The 15,091-nt window shown below is 71.2% G+C and carries 15 protein-coding genes; 7 read left to right on the forward strand and 8 right to left on the reverse strand.

Annotated elements, in window-relative coordinates; all coding sequences use genetic code 11:
- Positions 1–757: 757 nt before the first annotated feature.
- The gene (locus ACZ601_RS12900) at positions 758–1,306 is read left to right on the forward strand and encodes a hypothetical protein (RefSeq protein WP_469536553.1); all 549 of its coding nucleotides are present in this window, start codon (positions 758–760) and stop codon (positions 1,304–1,306) included.
- Positions 1,307–1,418: 112 nt separating this feature from the next.
- Here the strand turns inward: ACZ601_RS12900 and ACZ601_RS12905 are convergent, their stop codons facing one another.
- The 6 genes from ACZ601_RS12905 to ACZ601_RS12930 form a co-directional block, all read right to left on the reverse strand.
- The gene (locus ACZ601_RS12905; RefSeq protein ID WP_469536555.1) at positions 1,419–2,369 is read right to left on the reverse strand and encodes an FAD-dependent oxidoreductase; all 951 of its coding nucleotides are present in this window, start codon (positions 2,367–2,369) and stop codon (positions 1,419–1,421) included.
- A complete protein-coding gene (locus tag ACZ601_RS12910; RefSeq protein ID WP_469536558.1) occupies positions 2,251–2,685 on the reverse strand; it encodes a VOC family protein in 435 nt (144 codons plus the stop codon). The genes ACZ601_RS12905 and ACZ601_RS12910 overlap by 119 nt, the downstream gene beginning before the upstream one ends.
- 126 nt (positions 2,686–2,811) lie before the next feature.
- Positions 2,812–3,258, reverse strand: coding sequence for an Ohr family peroxiredoxin (locus ACZ601_RS12915; protein ID WP_469536561.1), 447 nt, complete (start codon positions 3,256–3,258; stop codon positions 2,812–2,814).
- A gap of 137 nt (positions 3,259–3,395) precedes the next feature.
- Positions 3,396–4,064: a DUF3152 domain-containing protein gene (locus tag ACZ601_RS12920; protein WP_469536562.1), complete on the reverse strand. Its 669-nt coding sequence runs from the start codon at positions 4,062–4,064 to the stop codon at positions 3,396–3,398.
- Positions 4,065–4,127: 63 nt separating this feature from the next.
- Positions 4,128–4,907, reverse strand: a complete 780-nt coding sequence (locus ACZ601_RS12925; protein WP_469536565.1) for an SDR family NAD(P)-dependent oxidoreductase — start codon at positions 4,905–4,907, stop codon at positions 4,128–4,130.
- A gap of 128 nt (positions 4,908–5,035) precedes the next feature.
- Positions 5,036–6,478 carry an aldehyde dehydrogenase gene (locus ACZ601_RS12930; RefSeq protein ID WP_469536567.1) on the reverse strand — a complete coding sequence of 481 codons (1,443 nt, stop codon included), beginning with the start codon at positions 6,476–6,478 and terminating at the stop codon, positions 5,036–5,038.
- Between the two features lie 141 nt (positions 6,479–6,619).
- On the opposite strand from ACZ601_RS12930, the gene ACZ601_RS12935 reads away from it, so the two are divergent.
- From ACZ601_RS12935 to ACZ601_RS12955, 5 genes are all read left to right on the forward strand, one after another.
- Positions 6,620–7,180 carry a TetR/AcrR family transcriptional regulator gene (locus ACZ601_RS12935; protein WP_469536570.1) on the forward strand — a complete coding sequence of 187 codons (561 nt, stop codon included), beginning with the start codon at positions 6,620–6,622 and terminating at the stop codon, positions 7,178–7,180.
- A gap of 187 nt (positions 7,181–7,367) precedes the next feature.
- Entirely contained in the window at positions 7,368–8,447 is a 1,080-nt protein-coding gene (locus ACZ601_RS12940) for an alpha/beta fold hydrolase (protein ID WP_469536572.1), read from the forward strand.
- 64 nt (positions 8,448–8,511) lie between these two features.
- On the forward strand, positions 8,512–9,273 hold the full coding sequence (locus ACZ601_RS12945; RefSeq protein WP_469536574.1) for a creatininase family protein: 762 nt from the start codon (positions 8,512–8,514) through the stop codon (positions 9,271–9,273).
- Between the two features lie 114 nt (positions 9,274–9,387).
- The gene (locus ACZ601_RS12950) at positions 9,388–10,245 is read left to right on the forward strand and encodes an alpha/beta fold hydrolase (RefSeq protein ID WP_469536577.1); all 858 of its coding nucleotides are present in this window, start codon (positions 9,388–9,390) and stop codon (positions 10,243–10,245) included.
- 106 nt (positions 10,246–10,351) lie between these two features.
- On the forward strand, positions 10,352–11,230 hold the full coding sequence (locus ACZ601_RS12955) for a helix-turn-helix domain-containing protein (protein WP_469536579.1): 879 nt from the start codon (positions 10,352–10,354) through the stop codon (positions 11,228–11,230).
- Here ACZ601_RS12955 and ACZ601_RS12960 read toward each other — a convergent pair.
- Together ACZ601_RS12960 and ACZ601_RS12965 are read right to left on the reverse strand one after the other, a co-directional pair.
- Positions 11,214–11,582 carry a hypothetical protein gene (locus ACZ601_RS12960; protein WP_469536580.1) on the reverse strand — a complete coding sequence of 123 codons (369 nt, stop codon included), beginning with the start codon at positions 11,580–11,582 and terminating at the stop codon, positions 11,214–11,216. The genes ACZ601_RS12955 and ACZ601_RS12960 overlap by 17 nt on opposite strands.
- A gap of 66 nt (positions 11,583–11,648) precedes the next feature.
- Positions 11,649–11,915 carry a hypothetical protein gene (locus ACZ601_RS12965; RefSeq protein ID WP_469537580.1) on the reverse strand — a complete coding sequence of 89 codons (267 nt, stop codon included), beginning with the start codon at positions 11,913–11,915 and terminating at the stop codon, positions 11,649–11,651.
- 443 nt (positions 11,916–12,358) lie between these two features.
- On the opposite strand from ACZ601_RS12965, the gene ACZ601_RS12970 reads away from it, so the two are divergent.
- Positions 12,359–15,091: a helix-turn-helix transcriptional regulator gene (locus tag ACZ601_RS12970; protein ID WP_469537583.1), complete on the forward strand. Its 2,733-nt coding sequence runs from the start codon at positions 12,359–12,361 to the stop codon at positions 15,089–15,091.

Below are 15,091 nucleotides of genomic sequence, written 5' to 3' on the forward strand. Positions count from 1 at the left end.
CGCAGCGGGCCTGCCGGACGAACGACCCACCGCACGAGACGAGAAGGAACGAGACCACCCGCGTGATGGACGCGACAGTGCGCTACTCGGTCCTCGGCACCGTACGGGCGACGCGCGCCGGCACCGAGATCGACCTGGGTCCTCCCAAGCGACTGGCCCTGCTCGCCCTGCTGCTACTCCGCGCCCCCGGCCCGCTCACGCTAAGCGAGGCGGTCGACATCCTCTGGGACGACGCGCCGCCGACCAGCGCCGTCAACGTGGTACACCGGCACATCGGCGCGAGGCGTGCTCGGCCTTGCCGCACACAGTCCTGCCGGCGGAGCTGCGCGAGGCGGTCCGGGCGCTCAGGGGCTCTGTCTGCCACACCGTAGGCGAACCCTGCGCCGCGGCGTCGCCCGGTACGGACGTGACCGCGGGGCAAGCCTGACAGCAGGCCGCTGGGCCGGGTCCCGCCTGGTCCGGCCCGGGGTTCGCACACATCCTTCTCGCACATGCCGCTCTGCCACCACATACGTATGATCAGTGGCCGCAGCCGGACCGTCGTCCCGCTCACGGGGGCGCGGGCATGCCGACGGCTAGGACATCGCACCCAGGTTGTCGAAGAAGAGCCGTCCCTTCCTGCGTGCGCGGGCACATCAGCGCTTATCGTGAGGAGCGAACATGCCGGGCGTACTGTCAGGCGTCGACACTTATCCGCATGGGCCCCCTTGACGTGGGTACCATGCACACGTCATTCATATCGAGGGAGTGAACGGTTGTGACCAGCCAGTCAGCCGCCGCGCTCCGATCGCGGTACGTCGATCAAGCCGCATCGGATCTGGAGGAGAACCGCCGCCTGCAGCAGGAGCTGAAGGAGAGGATCTCGATGTTGAAACAGGAGGAAGCCCTCCTGGGAGACATCATCAGCCTCGCCGAGCGGTACGAGGGTTTCGCCGACGCGTCCCGGCTGCCCGAGCAGTTGCAGGACGAACAGGTCGTCACGAAGCCGAAGCGGGCGTCGGCCGGTTCACGGCGCACGGCACCGGCGAGGACCGCGTCGGCGGACACCCCGGCGAAGGCCGGCGCGGAGGGGAAGCCGCGTCAGGCCCTGCTCGGTGACCTGCTCAGCAAGCTGCTCGCCAAGTACGACGAGCCGCGCCTTGCGAAGGAGCTGCGGGACGAGCTCCTGAAGAAATACCCGGACCGCAACCCCACACCGCAGGTGGTGCGCAACACCCTCGAGTCGCTCGTGGCCAAGGGACGTATCCAGCGGCACAAGCAGCAGCGCTCCGTGATGTACACCCTGGTGAAGAAGGACGGCGCGTAGAGCACCGCCTGACACCTCTCCGGACGGTGCGGGCCCCGACAGGACCACATCCGCCACATGTGTCACCTGAGCGCGGTCCCGCCCGCCGGGAGCGCGCGCTTGCGTACGCCGGTCACGCGTTCCGCCTCGCCTCCAGCAGGCGCAGCCACACCTCGCTGATGGTGGGGAAGGCGGGCACGGCGTGCCAGAGGCGTTCGACGGGTATCTCGCCCGTGATGGCGACGGTCGCGGAGTACAGCAGTTCGGCGACGCCCGGGCCGACGAAGGTCGCGCCGACGACGACCTGCCGGTCCCGGTCGATCAGGATGCGGGCCCGGCCCTTGTAGTCGGGCCGGTACTGCAGGGCGCCCGCGAGGTGGCCGATCTCGTGGTCGACGACCTCGACGTCGCGGCCGGTGCGCTCGGCGTCCGCGACGGTCAGGCCCACGGTGGCGACCTCGGGATCGGTGAAGACGACGCCCGGGACGGCCTCGATGTCGGCGGTGCTGCTGTGCGCGCCCCAACGGCGAGAGTCGAGCCGCTCGCCGCGCGCCCGCGCGGTGATGCCCGCTCCTGCGATACGTGCCTGGTACTTGCCCTGGTGGGTGAAGAGGGCCCGGCGGTTGACGTCGCCGACGGCGTACAGCCAGCTTCCGGGGACGGCCGTGACGGTCAGGCTGTCGTCCGCGGTGAGCCACTCCCCCGGGGCCAGCCCCAGCGTGTCAAGGCCGATGTCCTCGGTGCGCGGGGCGCGGCCGGTGGCGAAGAGGATCTCGTCGGCGACGACGTCAGTGCCGTGCGGCAGCGTGACGTGGACCTCGCCGGCCACCCGGCGCACACCCTCGACGGAGGTGTCGAAGCGGACGTCCGCTCCGGTCTCCCGCAGGCGCTCGGTGACCAGCTCCCCCGCGAACGGCTCCATCCTGGGGAGCAGCCCGTCCCCTCGGGCGAGCAACGTGACCTGGCTACCCAGTGCCTGCCAGGCGGTGGCCATCTCGACGCCCACCACTCCGGCGCCGACGACCACCAGCCGGCCCGGCGCCCGCTTCGCACTGGTCGCCTCCCGGCTCGTCCAGGGCCGCACCTCCTTGAGGCCGGTCGAGTGGTGCGGGGGGCATGGCGGTCCCGGCGCGGCGAGGGGTCAGCCGCGCCGGGACCGGGTCAGCGGCCGGGGGCCCGCTCGGTGACCTCTTGGCGGAACCACTCGTTTCCTTCCGGGTGAGGCCGTTGCCGAAGATGACCGAGGCCTCGGAGCCGGGCGGGGTGACCTGCACGATCCGGTAGCCGGCCTCGATCGGGAAGTCGGCGTCGAGGCGCCAGCCGAGGTCCTCCACGTAGAAGTCCTTGGCACGGTCCACGTCGGAGACGGGCAGGATGACGACTTCGAGCTTCATGGCCATGGCTGGGGTCTCGCTTTCGGCGGCCCCGTCACGGGGTCAGGTCTGGGGCGTGTCCTGGAGTGAGGACCGGGCCCCGTGCGGGGGTGCTGGGGGGGAGGGACACGGGGCCCGGGGTCAGGGGGCGGGTCAGGCGGCGGCGTCGGCGTCGGCGTCGGCGTCGGCGTCGATGGTGACGGGGATGTTGCCGCGCAGGGCCTTGGAGTACGGGCAGATCTGGTGAGCGGCCTGGGCGAGTTCCTGGGCCGTGGCCCGGTCGACACCGCCGAGGACCGGGCGCAGGACTGCGGAGAGGGAGAACTCGCCGTCGTCGCCGTGCGTGAGGGTGATCTCGGCGGTGATGGCGGTGCTGGTCAGCCGGATCTTGCGGGCGGCGGCGGCGCGGCGCAGGGCGCCGAGGAAGCAGGCGGCCCAGCCGGCGGCGAGCAGCTGCTCCGGGTTGGTCGCGTCACCGGCGCCGCCGAGCTCCTTGGGGAGGGCGAGGCTGGTCTCCAGCAGGCCGTCGGAGGAGCGGACGTGACCGCCGTTGCGGCCTTCTCCGTCGACGTCGACAACGGCGGTGTAGCTGACTGCCATGGCTGATGCTCCCCATCTGGGTCAAAGAGATCGTCTGTCCCCGCACCGGACGTGTTTCGGGTCACCGGTCGGGGCGGTGACACAAGATTGACCCATGCGTTCATCACCCGTCAAGACAGTCACTCTTTGGGGATGGGTCACGGCACCTCGGGGCCGCCGAGGTATGTCCCGTGGGTGTCGTACGGCCACGCGTTGGGCTCACAGCCGTGCAGTCCGTCGATCTGCTGCATCATGGCCGGGGCCGGCCTGCCGGGGCCGGGGCAGGCCTCGTGGCCGTGCCCGAGGCGGTGTCCGACCTCGTGGTTGATGATCAGGGCCCGGTAGTCGGCCAACGAGCCGGAGAACTGCGGCGATCCGGTGTTCCAGCGCTTCAGGTTGACGATGACCCGGGAGCCCACGTCGCAGTTCACCTCGCCGTGCGTCTTCAGCCCCGCGGCCCCGCAGATCCGGTCCACGGTGGCCGGAGAGGCGATGACGACCACGAAATCCCGCGCGCCCTCCGACACCAGCCGGAAACCGTCGTGGCCGTCCGCCGTCCAGGATCTGGGGTCCGCCAGCACCTCGTACACCTCGCGTGCGGCCCCGTCGGCGGAGAGCCCGATGCCGCCCTCGACCCGGACCTTGAAGCGCCGGATCGTGCCGGAGCCGACGGACGGGGCGGACATCTTCCCCGTGACGAACCCGTCCGTGTCCTTGTCACCGGACGCACCGGAGCCGTCGGACGGCGGGGCCCCGGGCCCGCCGCCGAAGAGCCGCAGCAGGGGCGGGGCGCCCAGCACCCCAGCCACGAGGAGCAGGACGATCACGGCCAACCCCACTGGCCGCAAGCAAAGGTGATGGTGTGTCATATCTGCTTCCGGTCCGCGGTCTCAGTAGTGGATCGGGCCCTTCGCGCCGCCGCTCGCGAAGACGGGGTCGCCGTTGAGCGCCACACTGAGCGGGCTCGCCAGGAAGGCGACGACCGCGGCCACCTCGTGGGGTTCCACGATCCGGCCGATGGAGACGGACGCGGCGAACTGCCGCTTCAGCTCGTGCGGGCTGGTCCCCAGAGCCTCGGCCCGGCGGCCGAGGATGCCGGTGAAGGTGTCGGTCCGGGTGCCCGCGGGGTGCACGGAGACGACGTTGACGCCGCTCGGGCCGAGTTCGTCGGCCAGGTTCTTCGACAGGGCGGTCACCGCGACGTTGCGGATCGAGCCGACCACCGAGCCGCTCTGGCGGGCCGCCAGTCCGCCGATGTTGATGATCCGGCCCCAGCCGCGCTCCGTCATGTCCGGGGCGAAGGCGCGGGCACACCGCAGATAGCCGCGGACCTTCACATTGATCTCGGCCTCCAGGTCGTCCTCGGAGATGGAGCCGGGGTTGGTGGCGGCGGCGTTGTTCACCAGGATGTCCACGCCGTCGAGCCGCTCGCGCACCATTCGGGCCATCTCCGCCACCGAGGCGTCGTCCCCGGTGTCGGCCGCGACGCCGATGACCTCGGCGCCGGTCTCCGCGCTGAGCGCCGCCGCCTGTTCCTCGACGGACGCGGCGGTCCTGGAGACCAGGGCGACGGACGCCCCCTCCTGCGCGAGGGTGCGCCCGGCGGCGAGGCCGATACCGCGGCTGCCTCCGGTGACGACGGCTCGCAGTCCCTTGAGTAGAAGATCCATGGCGCACGGCTCCTTCAGAGTTTCTCTGTCACAGGTGTGTCGTGGAGCGGATGCGCCGCCCCACCTCACACATGTGCGAATCCACGATAGTACGTATCAGATACGTGTCCTCGGCGGGTTCGCTGTGGTCAGACGGTGATGGTCTTGTACTCGGTGTATGTGCCGAGGCCGACCGCGCCGTACTCGCGGCCGGTGCCGCTGGCCTTGAAGCCGCCGAACGGGCCGTCGAAGCCGACGGAGGCGCCGTTGACGGTGACGGTGCCGGTGCGGATGCGGCGGGCGAGCGCGAGGGCGTGCTCCTCGTCGGCGGACCAGACGCCGCCGGACAGGCCGTACTCGCAGTCGTTGGCGATCCGGACGGCATCGTCCTCGTCCTCGTAGGCGATGACGACCAGGACCGGGCCGAAGATCTCCTCCTGCGCGATGCGCATGGAGTTGTCGGCGTCGGCGAAGACGGTGGGCGTCACGTAGTTGCCCTTCTCCAGGCCCTCGGGGACGTCCGGTCCGCCGACGACCAGGCGGGCGCCCTCCTCGATGCCGAGCTGGATGTAGTCGCGTACCCGCTGTTGCTGGTCGGGGCGGATCATCGGGCCGATGAACGTGTCGGGGTCGTTCGGGTCGCCGACCTTCAGTGAGCCGACCAGCTCCTTCAGGGCCGCCACGACCTCCTCGTACTTCTCGCGCGGGGCAAGGATGCGGGTCTGGGCGATGCACGACTCGCCGTTGTTGAGCAGGGAGGCGAACTTCAGGCCCGCGACGGCCTTGTCGATGTCGGCGTCGGGGAGGATGACGGCCGCCGACTTGCCGCCCAGCTCCAGGCTGACCCGCTTGAGCTGCTCACCGGCGATCGAGGCGATCCGGCGGCCGGCCCGCGTCGAGCCGGTGAAGGCGATCTTGTCCACGTCCGCGTGCGACACCAGGTACTCGCTGGTCTCCCGGTCCGCGGGCAGCACGCTGACGACGCCCTCGGGCAGCCCCGTCCGCTCCAGCAACTCGGCCAGGAAGCCCATGCTGAGCGAGTTCTCCGGCGACACCTTGAGCACCACGGAGTTGCCCGCGAGCAGCGCGGGGATGATCTTCGAAGTGGCCGAGGAGAAGGGGGAGTTCCACGGGATCACCGCGGCCACGACGCCGATCGGCTCGCGGCGCACCACGCTGCGCACCGGGGAGGACGGGTCCGAGGGGACGAGCGTCTCCTCCCAGCCGAACTCCTCGGCCGCCTTGAGGTAGGCGTTCGCCTGCCGGGTCAGGCCGGGCTGCCCGGCCCTGGTGAACCAGGCCGCCGAGCCGTTCTCCAGGGTGATCAGGCGGGCGACCTGCTCCGTGTTCTCCTCGCGCAGTGCGTTGAAGCGGCGCAGCAGCGCGATCCGCTCGGCCGGCGGGGTCAGCCGCCACTCCCCCGTGTCGAACGAGGTGCGGGCCGCGGCCACCGCGCGGTCGATGTCCGCGGGGCGCGCCTGGGCCGCGCGGCCGATCAGCGACTGGTCGTGCGGCGAGGCGATGTCGAGCAGCTCGCTCGCGCTCGGCTCGACCCAGGAGCCGCCGATGTAGAGCTTGTCGTAGGTGATCATGAACTTTCTCTCTTCCCGTGCTGTCGGTCCGTGGGGGACGAGATCCATAAGTGTCACTTTAATGTAGCACTTGATGTAGTGAAGTGCTCGTGGAGATGGCTCTACGTTCTAGAATTTTTCCAATCACGCTACTTTTGAAAGATGAGAGCCGACGCAGCACGCAATCTGGAAGCGGTCCTGACCACCGGGGCGCGCATACTCGCCGTCGAGCCGGGCGCCACCATCGCGAGCATCGCCGCCGAGGCAGGCGTGGACCGGCGGACCGTTTACCGGCGTTTCGCCTCCCGCGAGGAACTCCTCGCCGCCATCCACACGGCCCGGCTGGAGGCCATCGAGGCGGCCATCGAGGACGCCCGGCTGCGCGAAGCGCCCGTCGTCGTCGCCCTGCACCGCTACGTCGAGAACATCATCGCCGTCAATCGCACCTGGCCGGTCGATCTGTCCCTCATGCTCACCGACGACGCCGTGCGCCGCCGCCGGGACGCCTGCCTCTTCGAGGTCGACACCTTCCTGGCCCGCGCCCGTGACGAAGGCCTGCTGTGGCCGGGCCCCGCGGAGGGCTGGGCACGGGTGCTCCTGCCCCACCTGCTGATCCTCGCGTCGCACCAACAGGCACACCTGAGCCCTGCTGAAGCGGCCGATCTCGCGGTCGATACGTTTCTACACGGCATCGGCGCCCCACACGTCAGTCGCATGACTTAGCGACGGTTCCGCGGTGTGTTCGGCATCGTCGTCCCCTCGTACCGTCAGATGACTGATGTAGTCGGATTCATGACAGACGAGAGTATGTGTCGCTGGTCCCGGTCCCGGAAAACGGCAGTTCGCACACCTGCAGCCCGCCTCTCGGACACGGCCCATCGCTCACCGTGCACACACGAGAGGGTTTGACATGATCAACAGGCGCACCTTCAGCAAGGCCGTCGGCCTGGGCACCGGGGCGGCCGCCGTCTCGCTGGCCGGCCTGCAGGGCTCCTCGTCCGCGGCGACCGCATCGCGCGGGCCGGCCGGCCACGCTGCCGCCACGGCCCCGACCGTGCCCACGATCACCCCCGGCACCCACACCGGCTTTCCGAAGATCAAGCACGTCAGGGCGGGCGTCCTGAACGTCGGTTACGCCGAACTCGGCCCGGCCCACGGCCCGGTCGTCCTGCTCCTGCACGGCTGGCCGTACGACATCCACTCCTACGTGGACGTCGCCCCGCTCCTCGCCGACCAGGGCTACCGGGTCCTCGTCCCCTACCTGCGCGGCCACGGCAGCACCACTTTCCTCTCCCGCCGCACCCCGCGCACGGCCGAGCAGTCCGCCGTCGCGCTCGACATCATCGCCTTCATGGACGCCCTGAAGATCCCGAAGGTGCTCCTGGCCGGCTTCGACTGGGGCTCGCGCACCGCGGACATCATCGCCGCCCTGTGGCCCGAGCGGGTTACCTCCATGGTCTCCACCAGCGGTTACCTGATCACCGACGTCAACGCGCAGGCCGAGCCCCTCGCCCCGGCCGCGGAGCACAACTGGTGGTACCAGTGGTACTTCGCGAGCGAGCGCGGCAAGACGGCCATGGAGGACGAGGAGAAGCGCATCGCGCTGTGCCGTTACGTGTGGACGCTGGTCTCCCCGAACTGGAACTTCTCGGACGCCGTCTTCGAGCGCACCGCCGAGGCCTTCAAGAACCCCGACTACGCCGCCGTCGTGCTCTTCAACTACCGCTGGCGCATCGGCCTCGTCGAGGGCCAGCCGCGCTACGACCGCTACGAGAAGCGGCTGTGGGCCCAGCCCTCCATCGGCGTGCCGACGGTCACCCTCGACGCCGCGCTCGACCCCTTCACCCCGCCGCCCGGCGACGGTTCCAATTACCGCAACCACTTCACCGGCCCGTACCTGCACCGCACGATCACGGAGATCGGGCACAACCTGCCGCAGGAGGCGCCGACCGCCTTCGCCCAGGCCGTGGTCGACGCCGACCACCTCTGAGATCCCGTCACCGCCACCGGCCCGGTACCCCGCGCCGCGCCGGCCCGTCCAGGAGGAGCCCCTGATGAGCGAAGTCCAGTGGAACCGGCTGACCGCCGCCGAACTGCGCGCCCTCGCGGCGCGGGACGCCGTGGTGGTGGTGCCCATCGGGGCCACCGAGCAGCACGGGCCCCATCTGCCCACCGGCGTCGACGACTTCCTCGCCACGGAGGTCTGCCACCGGGCGGCGGTGCTGGCCGCCGAGCGCACCGGGGTGGTGGTCACCCCCTCGATCCCCACGGGCCTCTCCGAGCACCACATGGCCTTCGGCGGCACCCTCACGCTCAGCCTGCCGACGCTGCACGCACTGCTGCGCGACATCTGCCGGTCCGTGATCCGGGTGGGTTTCTCCCGCATCCTGATCGTCAACGGGCACCGCGGGAACATGACCGCGCTGAACGCCCTGACCACCGAGCTGACCACGGAGCTGGCGACGCCGATCGCGTTCGCCAGCTACTTCGGCGCCGGCCGGGAGGTGGTGCGCCGGACCCTGGAGACCCAGGACGGTCTCATGCACGCCTGCGAGGGCGAGACGTCCATGATGATGGCCGCCCACCCCGACCTGATCCACGCCGGCCAACTGCCGGCGGCGCACGGGCCCCGCATCACCCTGCCCGCGGAGTCGACGGAGCCGGTGTACATGGCCGTGCCCTTCGACCGGATCACGGAGTCCGGGGTCGCGGGCGACGCCCGGAGCGCGAGCGCGGAGAAGGGCGAGCGGATGCTCGCCGGCTGCGCGGCGGCGCTGGCCGGCATCATCGTCGCGGACCCCTGGGCGAAGCAATGAGTCACCCCCTTGACGGGTGACGCAGCACGTGACACATTGATCACCGGTCAAGGCGGTGACGAGTCGGTGGGGCCGGCTCCTTCCCCGTACTGAAGTGCTTGAAAGGAATTCGTCATGGTGAGCATCAAGGGTCGCCGCAAGCGACTGACCACGGGTGCGGTCGCGGTGGCCGCGGCGGGCATCGCGCTCGGCGCGATCGCCCTCGGCGGCACCGCCAGCGCGACCGGGACCACCGAGGCCGCCGACAGCGGCCAACACGCCAAACCGACCGTCGTCCTGGAGCACGGCGCCTTCGCCGACGGCTCCAGCTGGAACGGGGTCATCGCCGACTTGCGGGCCGACGGCTACCCGGTCGTCGCCGCCGCCAACCCGCTGCGCGGCCCCGCCTCCGACGCGGCAGCCCTGCGCACGGTCCTCGACCATGTCAAGGGACCGAAGATCGTCGTCGGCCACTCCTACGGCGGCAACGTCATCAGCGAGGCCGCGACCGACGATCCCGACGTCAAGGCCCTGGTCTACGTCGCCGCCTTCCTGCCCGCGCCCGGCGAGAGCGCCCTTGAGCTCACCGGCAAGTTCCCGGGCTCCACGCTCCCCGACGCCCTCGACCCAGTCACGTACCAGCAGGCCGACGGCTCCACGGCCACCGATCTCTACATCCAGCAGGACAAGTTCCGCCACCAGTTCGCCGCCGACGTGCCCGCGAAGCAGACGGCGCTGATGGCCGCCGGGCAGCGCCCTGTCTCCCAGGCCGCCCTGGAGGAGAAGGCCACCACGGCCGCCTGGAAGACCAAGCCGAGCTGGGCCGTCGTCACCACCAAGGACCTCAACATCCCGGTCGCCGTGCAGCGCTTCATGACCAAGCGCGCCCACTCGCACACCACCGAGGTCGCCGCGTCCCACTCGGTCGCCGTCTCCCACCCCCGCCTGGTGGCCGACGTGATCGAGCGGGCGGTGCACGCCACCGTGCGCTGACCCCCTCGAAGGGCGGCGGGGCCGGGTGCCCCGCCGCCCTCGGGCGGCACGCAGCACATCATCCGGCACACCTCACACGTGTGCGGAACGCGGGAGACGCAACGCCATGAACCCACCCTCCGACGCCCGTACCCTCGGCGAGTTCCTCAAGGCCCGCCGCGCGGAGCTCGACCCGCACGCGTGCGGCCTGCCGCGGACGGGCTCCCGCCGGGTCGCCGGGCTGCGCCGCGAGGAGGTCGCCCAGCTCGCCTCGATCAGCGTGGACTACTACACCCGCCTCGAACAGGGCCGCGTCCGCGCCTCCGCGGCCGTCCTGGACACCCTGTCCCGCGCCCTGCGCCTCGACGAGGACCAGCAAAGCTACCTCTACGAGGTGGCCGGGCGGACGGACGACGGGCCGCGCCGCGCACGCCGCGCCGCCCAGCAGGTACGGCCCGCCATGCGCCGGCTGCTGGCGCAACTCACCGAGACACCCGCACTCGTCCTCGGCAGACGCCTGGACGTCCTGGCGTGGAACCGCTCCGCCGTCGCGCTGTACACGGACTTCGCCGCGATCCCGGCGCAGCGCCGCAACTATCTGCGCCTGCTGTTCACCGACCCGGCGGTCCGCGCCCTGCACCGCGAATGGGCCCACGACGCCCGGGACGCGGTCGCCGCCGTGAGCAGGGAGGCCGGGACCGATCCCGACGACCCCGAACTCGCCCGCCTCGTCGGTGATCTGACCCTGCGCGACGCCGACTTCCGCACCTGGTGGGCCGAGCACCCCGTCATCAACGCGACGTACGGCACCAAGCACTACCGCCACCCGCTGGTCGGCGACCTCACCCTTGACTGCGACACCTGGGCCGCCTCCGACGAGTCCGGTCAGCGCCTGATGGTGCTGACCGCCGAGACCGGGGGCCCTTCGCACGACGCCCTGCGCATCCTCACCGCCTGGACCGCGGACCGCACCGGCGCGAAACCGCCGGCTACGCGGACCGCGTGACCCCTCGCGCGAGCAGGTCCGTGGCCTCGGCCAGCGCGGGTCCCGCGTCCGGCGCGGGGCCCATGACCACCGCGAGCACCTCTCCCAGGAGCCGGGCGAGCCGCCCCTCCTGGGCATAGGTCAGCGCGACGTGGCCGTCGTGCAGCGCCTCGCGCACGCGGGGTGCGGTGAACTGCCCGTCCCCGGCGCAGGCCAGGAGCAGCCGGTCCGCGACCGTGCGCTCCAGCGGCCCCGGTACCCAGACGCCCCGGCGCAGATCGTCAGCGAGAGCGCGGGTCAGCGCCGTGCGCCGCTCCACGGCCGGCGTGCGCTCCTCGAAAGCGGTGGGCGAAGCGGATGTTTCCTGAGACATGTGAGTCAAGACCTTCTGCTCGGGCTGCGAAGAACCGTGTAGGTGAGGAACCGAGTAGGTTTCGACTCAACATACATGTCTCATCGATGCGACATACCTGTGGCGAGCAGCACGGGCGGCCCGGAGCGCCGGCTCGGCTCCAGCCCCACCGTTCAGGGTGCTGGTGCCCAGGTGGACCCGGGTCGTGTGGGACGCGGCGAATGTCAGGGCGACCAGCGGGTCCATGTGGTTCTCGTAGGTGCGCGGCATCTTGCCGTCCGCACTCGGGTACGGCGCGGAGGGGACCCGCGGGGCCAGGACGCGGTCACCCGTCCACAGCGAGTCGTATCCCATGTCCTCGGCGGTACGGGACACAGTCAGGATGCCCTCCGGGGTGGGCGTCGGGTCCGAAGGTCGGCAGGGCCAGGCCAAGGCGCATATGTGTCTCCTTGATGAGTTACCCGGTTCTGGTCCTTGTATCTACGTGTGTACAAGGGACTGGGGTTCATGTGAGACGCAACACCTACAGGTGTGACACGGACCATTCACACAACCAGAACTTTTTCGGCCATACGAGGTGACGAAATACCCCCCGCCCTTTAGTCTGCTGCGTGAGGTGGGGTGGGCCGCGCAGGGCAGGTCACGGGCACGGCCGTCCTCCGGCGAAGAAACACACCGCACACACGGCCCTCGCCTCGACGCCCGGTGGGCCCTTCGGCGCGGACGCGAAAGCGCCTGGGCAGAGGCTGATTTCGGCGGTGAAGGGAGTGGGGATTGTGGAGTCGCTCGGGGGGACAATGATCGGCCGCGAGAGCGAGCAGGAGGTGCTGTCGGCGTTCGTGGCCGACAGCGGGGGCCGGTCCCTCGTCCTGCGCGGTGACACAGGTGTGGGCAAGAGCGCCCTGCTGGAACATGTGGCAGGCCTCGCAACGGCCCAGGAGTACCGGGTCATCCGGGCCGCCGGGGTCGAGGCCGAGTCGGCGCTGCCGTTCGCCGGACTGCACCAGTTCCTGTATCCGCTGCTGTCCTCCATCGACCGCCTCGACGACGTGCACCGCACCGTCTTCGACGTCGTCTTCGGCCAGAGCCAGGGAACGCCCCCCTCGGTCATGACCCTCGGCATCGCCGTGCTCGACCTGCTTTCCCTCGCGGCGTCGGCCCAGCCGCTGCTGCTCGTCCTCGACGACGGCCAGTGGATGGACGCCTCCAGCACCGAGGTGTGCGGCTTCGTGGGCCGCCGGCTCACCGGCAGCTCGGTGAAGCTCGTCGTCGTGCTCCGCTCCGACCTGCGCTCGGGTTTCGACACCGCCGCGCTGCCGGCGCTGCCGGTAACCACGCTGTCGGAGAAGGCCTCCGAGCAGCTCCTCGACGCCCGCCACCCGGACCTCGCCCCCCGCATCCGCCGCCTGGTCCTCGACGAGGCGCAGGGCAACCCGCTCGCCCTGCTCGAACTGCCGCCGTATGTACGGCGGGCCGGACACACCTCCGAGGAGCTGCTCGGCTACACCGGCATCCCGCTCCCCGTGCGCCTGCAGCACGTGTACGGCGACCGGATCCAGGCCCTCGACAAGGGGGTGCGCGCGGAGCTGCTGCGCGGCGCGCTGGACGGTGCCGGTGCGAGCGCCGGCCGCGCACGAGGCACCCGCTACCGCATGACCGGGGCCGACGAGGCCGCGGACTGCGGCTTGTTGGACGTCGATCCGCTCACCGGCGACTTCGTCTTCCGGCACCCCCTGGTGCGCTCGACCGTCGTCCAGGCGGCGACGCCCAACGAACGGCGGGCGGCCCACGCCCTGCTCGCGCAGGTGCACCGGGACGATCTGGAACGCCGCGCCACCCACCTGGCCGCCTCGACGATCGACCCCGACGAGGAGGTCGCCGCCGTGCTCGAAGCGGCCGCCGACTCCGCCACGGTGCGGGGCGGCGCGCAGGCCGCCGTCGCCTGGCTGACCCGGGCCGCGGAGCTGAGCGAGAGCCACGAGGCACGCTCCCGGCGCCTGGGCAGCGCGGCGTACACCGCCGGCCACTCCGGCCGCCTCGACCAGGCCCGCCAGCTGATCCGCTCGGGCAGTGGCTCCGGCCCCGGCGCGTCACCGAGCTCGGTGGTCACCTCGGGGTACGTCGCGCTCTTCGAGGACGGCGACGTCCGCTCCTCGCACCGCCAGGTCCGCGCGGCGATCGAGAACATGCGCGAGGCGGGGGTGCGCGAGCCGGACGTCGTCCTCACCCGGCTCGTCGACCTGCTGCTGGCCATCAGCCAGTACGCGAGCGACGAGGCCGCCTGGCAGCGCACCCATGAACTCCTCGATGGCCTGGGCGACCTGGTGCCCCCGCAGTCGCGGATCTACCAGGACGCCTGGGGCGACGTGGTGCTCCGCGGCGCCGGTGTGCACGAGCGGGTGGAGCGCGCCTTCGCCGGCCTCACCGACCGCAAACCGTGGGAGCTCAGCCGGCTGGGATCCGCCGCTTACCACGTGGACACCCTCAGCCGGTACCGGCCTCAACTACAGCGCGCCGTGGACCGCGAGGTGGAGACAGGTGCCCTGGCCAACGGCATGACCATGTTGCACCTGATCATGCTCGGCCAGATCGCGGCCGGTGAATGGGACGAGGCCCAGCGCACCGGCGAGCGGTGTCTGAAGCTTACGGCGGCCCACCAGCACGATCTGTTCACCCATCACACCCACGCCTATCTGGGGCAGATCGCCGCGCTGCGGGGCGACGTCGAGCGGGCCCGGGAGCTGCAGGCCATGGTCGACGCCTGGGCCCGCCCGCGCGGCGTCGGCTTCCTCACCCAGATCACCGACTCCATCGGCACCACCGCGGCCCTCACCGAGGGCGACTTCGAGGCCGCCTACCTGCACGCGATCGGCATCACACCCCCTGGAACCTTCAAGGCCTACGCCCATCAGGCCCCGCGCACCCTCCTCGACCTCGTCGAGGCGGCCCTGCACACCGGGCGGGCCGAGGTGGCCCGCACCCACGCCCTCGCGGCCGATGCGGCCCGCCTCCCCGACCTGTCCCCCCGCCTCGCCCTGATCACCTACGGCGCCCTCGCCATGACCACCGCCGCCCCCGCCGAGGCCGAGACCTTGTACCACCGCGCCGAGACCCATCCGCACGCCGCCGACCACCCCTACGAGCTCGCCCGCATCCATCTCGCGCACGGCATCCGGCTCCGCCACACCCGGGGCCGCAAGGCCGCCCGGCTGCCGCTCACCCTCGCCGCGGAGACCTTCGAGCGGCTCGGGACACCCGCCTGGACCGAGCGCGCCCGGGCCGAGCTACTCGCCACCGGCGCCTCCCCGCTCACGCCCTCGGCCGACCTCACCGCCCTGACCTGGCAGGAGCGCCGGATCGCCGATCTCGCGGCTGGCGGGCTGACCAACAAGGAGATCGGCCAGCGGATGCACCTCTCGCCCCGCACCGTCAGCTCCCACCTGTACCGGGTCTTCCCCAAGCTCGGCATCACCTCCCGCGCCGCACTGCGCGACGCCCTCGCCAAGGTCCCGGGCGAGCAGAACGTGTGA

The organism is Streptomyces sp. NPDC104307, assembly GCF_055584045.1.

Coding starts and splice junctions, on each gene's coding strand:
- ACZ601_RS12910 (WP_469536558.1), bottom strand. CDS start 2,685: ATGGCCATGAAGCTCGAAGTCGTCATCCTGCCCGTCTCCGACGTGGAC.
- ACZ601_RS12915 (WP_469536561.1), bottom strand. CDS start 3,258: ATGGCAGTCAGCTACACCGCCGTTGTCGACGTCGACGGAGAAGGCCGC.
- ACZ601_RS12925 (WP_469536565.1), bottom strand. CDS start 4,907: ATGGATCTTCTACTCAAGGGACTGCGAGCCGTCGTCACCGGAGGCAGC.
- ACZ601_RS12930 (WP_469536567.1), bottom strand. CDS start 6,478: ATGATCACCTACGACAAGCTCTACATCGGCGGCTCCTGGGTCGAGCCG.
- ACZ601_RS12935 (WP_469536570.1), top strand. CDS start 6,620: ATGAGAGCCGACGCAGCACGCAATCTGGAAGCGGTCCTGACCACCGGG.
- ACZ601_RS12940 (WP_469536572.1), top strand. CDS start 7,368: ATGATCAACAGGCGCACCTTCAGCAAGGCCGTCGGCCTGGGCACCGGG.
- ACZ601_RS12945 (WP_469536574.1), top strand. CDS start 8,512: ATGAGCGAAGTCCAGTGGAACCGGCTGACCGCCGCCGAACTGCGCGCC.
- ACZ601_RS12950 (WP_469536577.1), top strand. CDS start 9,388: ATGGTGAGCATCAAGGGTCGCCGCAAGCGACTGACCACGGGTGCGGTC.
- ACZ601_RS12955 (WP_469536579.1), top strand. CDS start 10,352: ATGAACCCACCCTCCGACGCCCGTACCCTCGGCGAGTTCCTCAAGGCC.
- ACZ601_RS12960 (WP_469536580.1), bottom strand. CDS start 11,582: ATGTCTCAGGAAACATCCGCTTCGCCCACCGCTTTCGAGGAGCGCACG.
- ACZ601_RS12965 (WP_469537580.1), bottom strand. CDS start 11,915: ATGGGATACGACTCGCTGTGGACGGGTGACCGCGTCCTGGCCCCGCGG.
- ACZ601_RS12970 (WP_469537583.1), top strand. CDS start 12,359: ATGATCGGCCGCGAGAGCGAGCAGGAGGTGCTGTCGGCGTTCGTGGCC.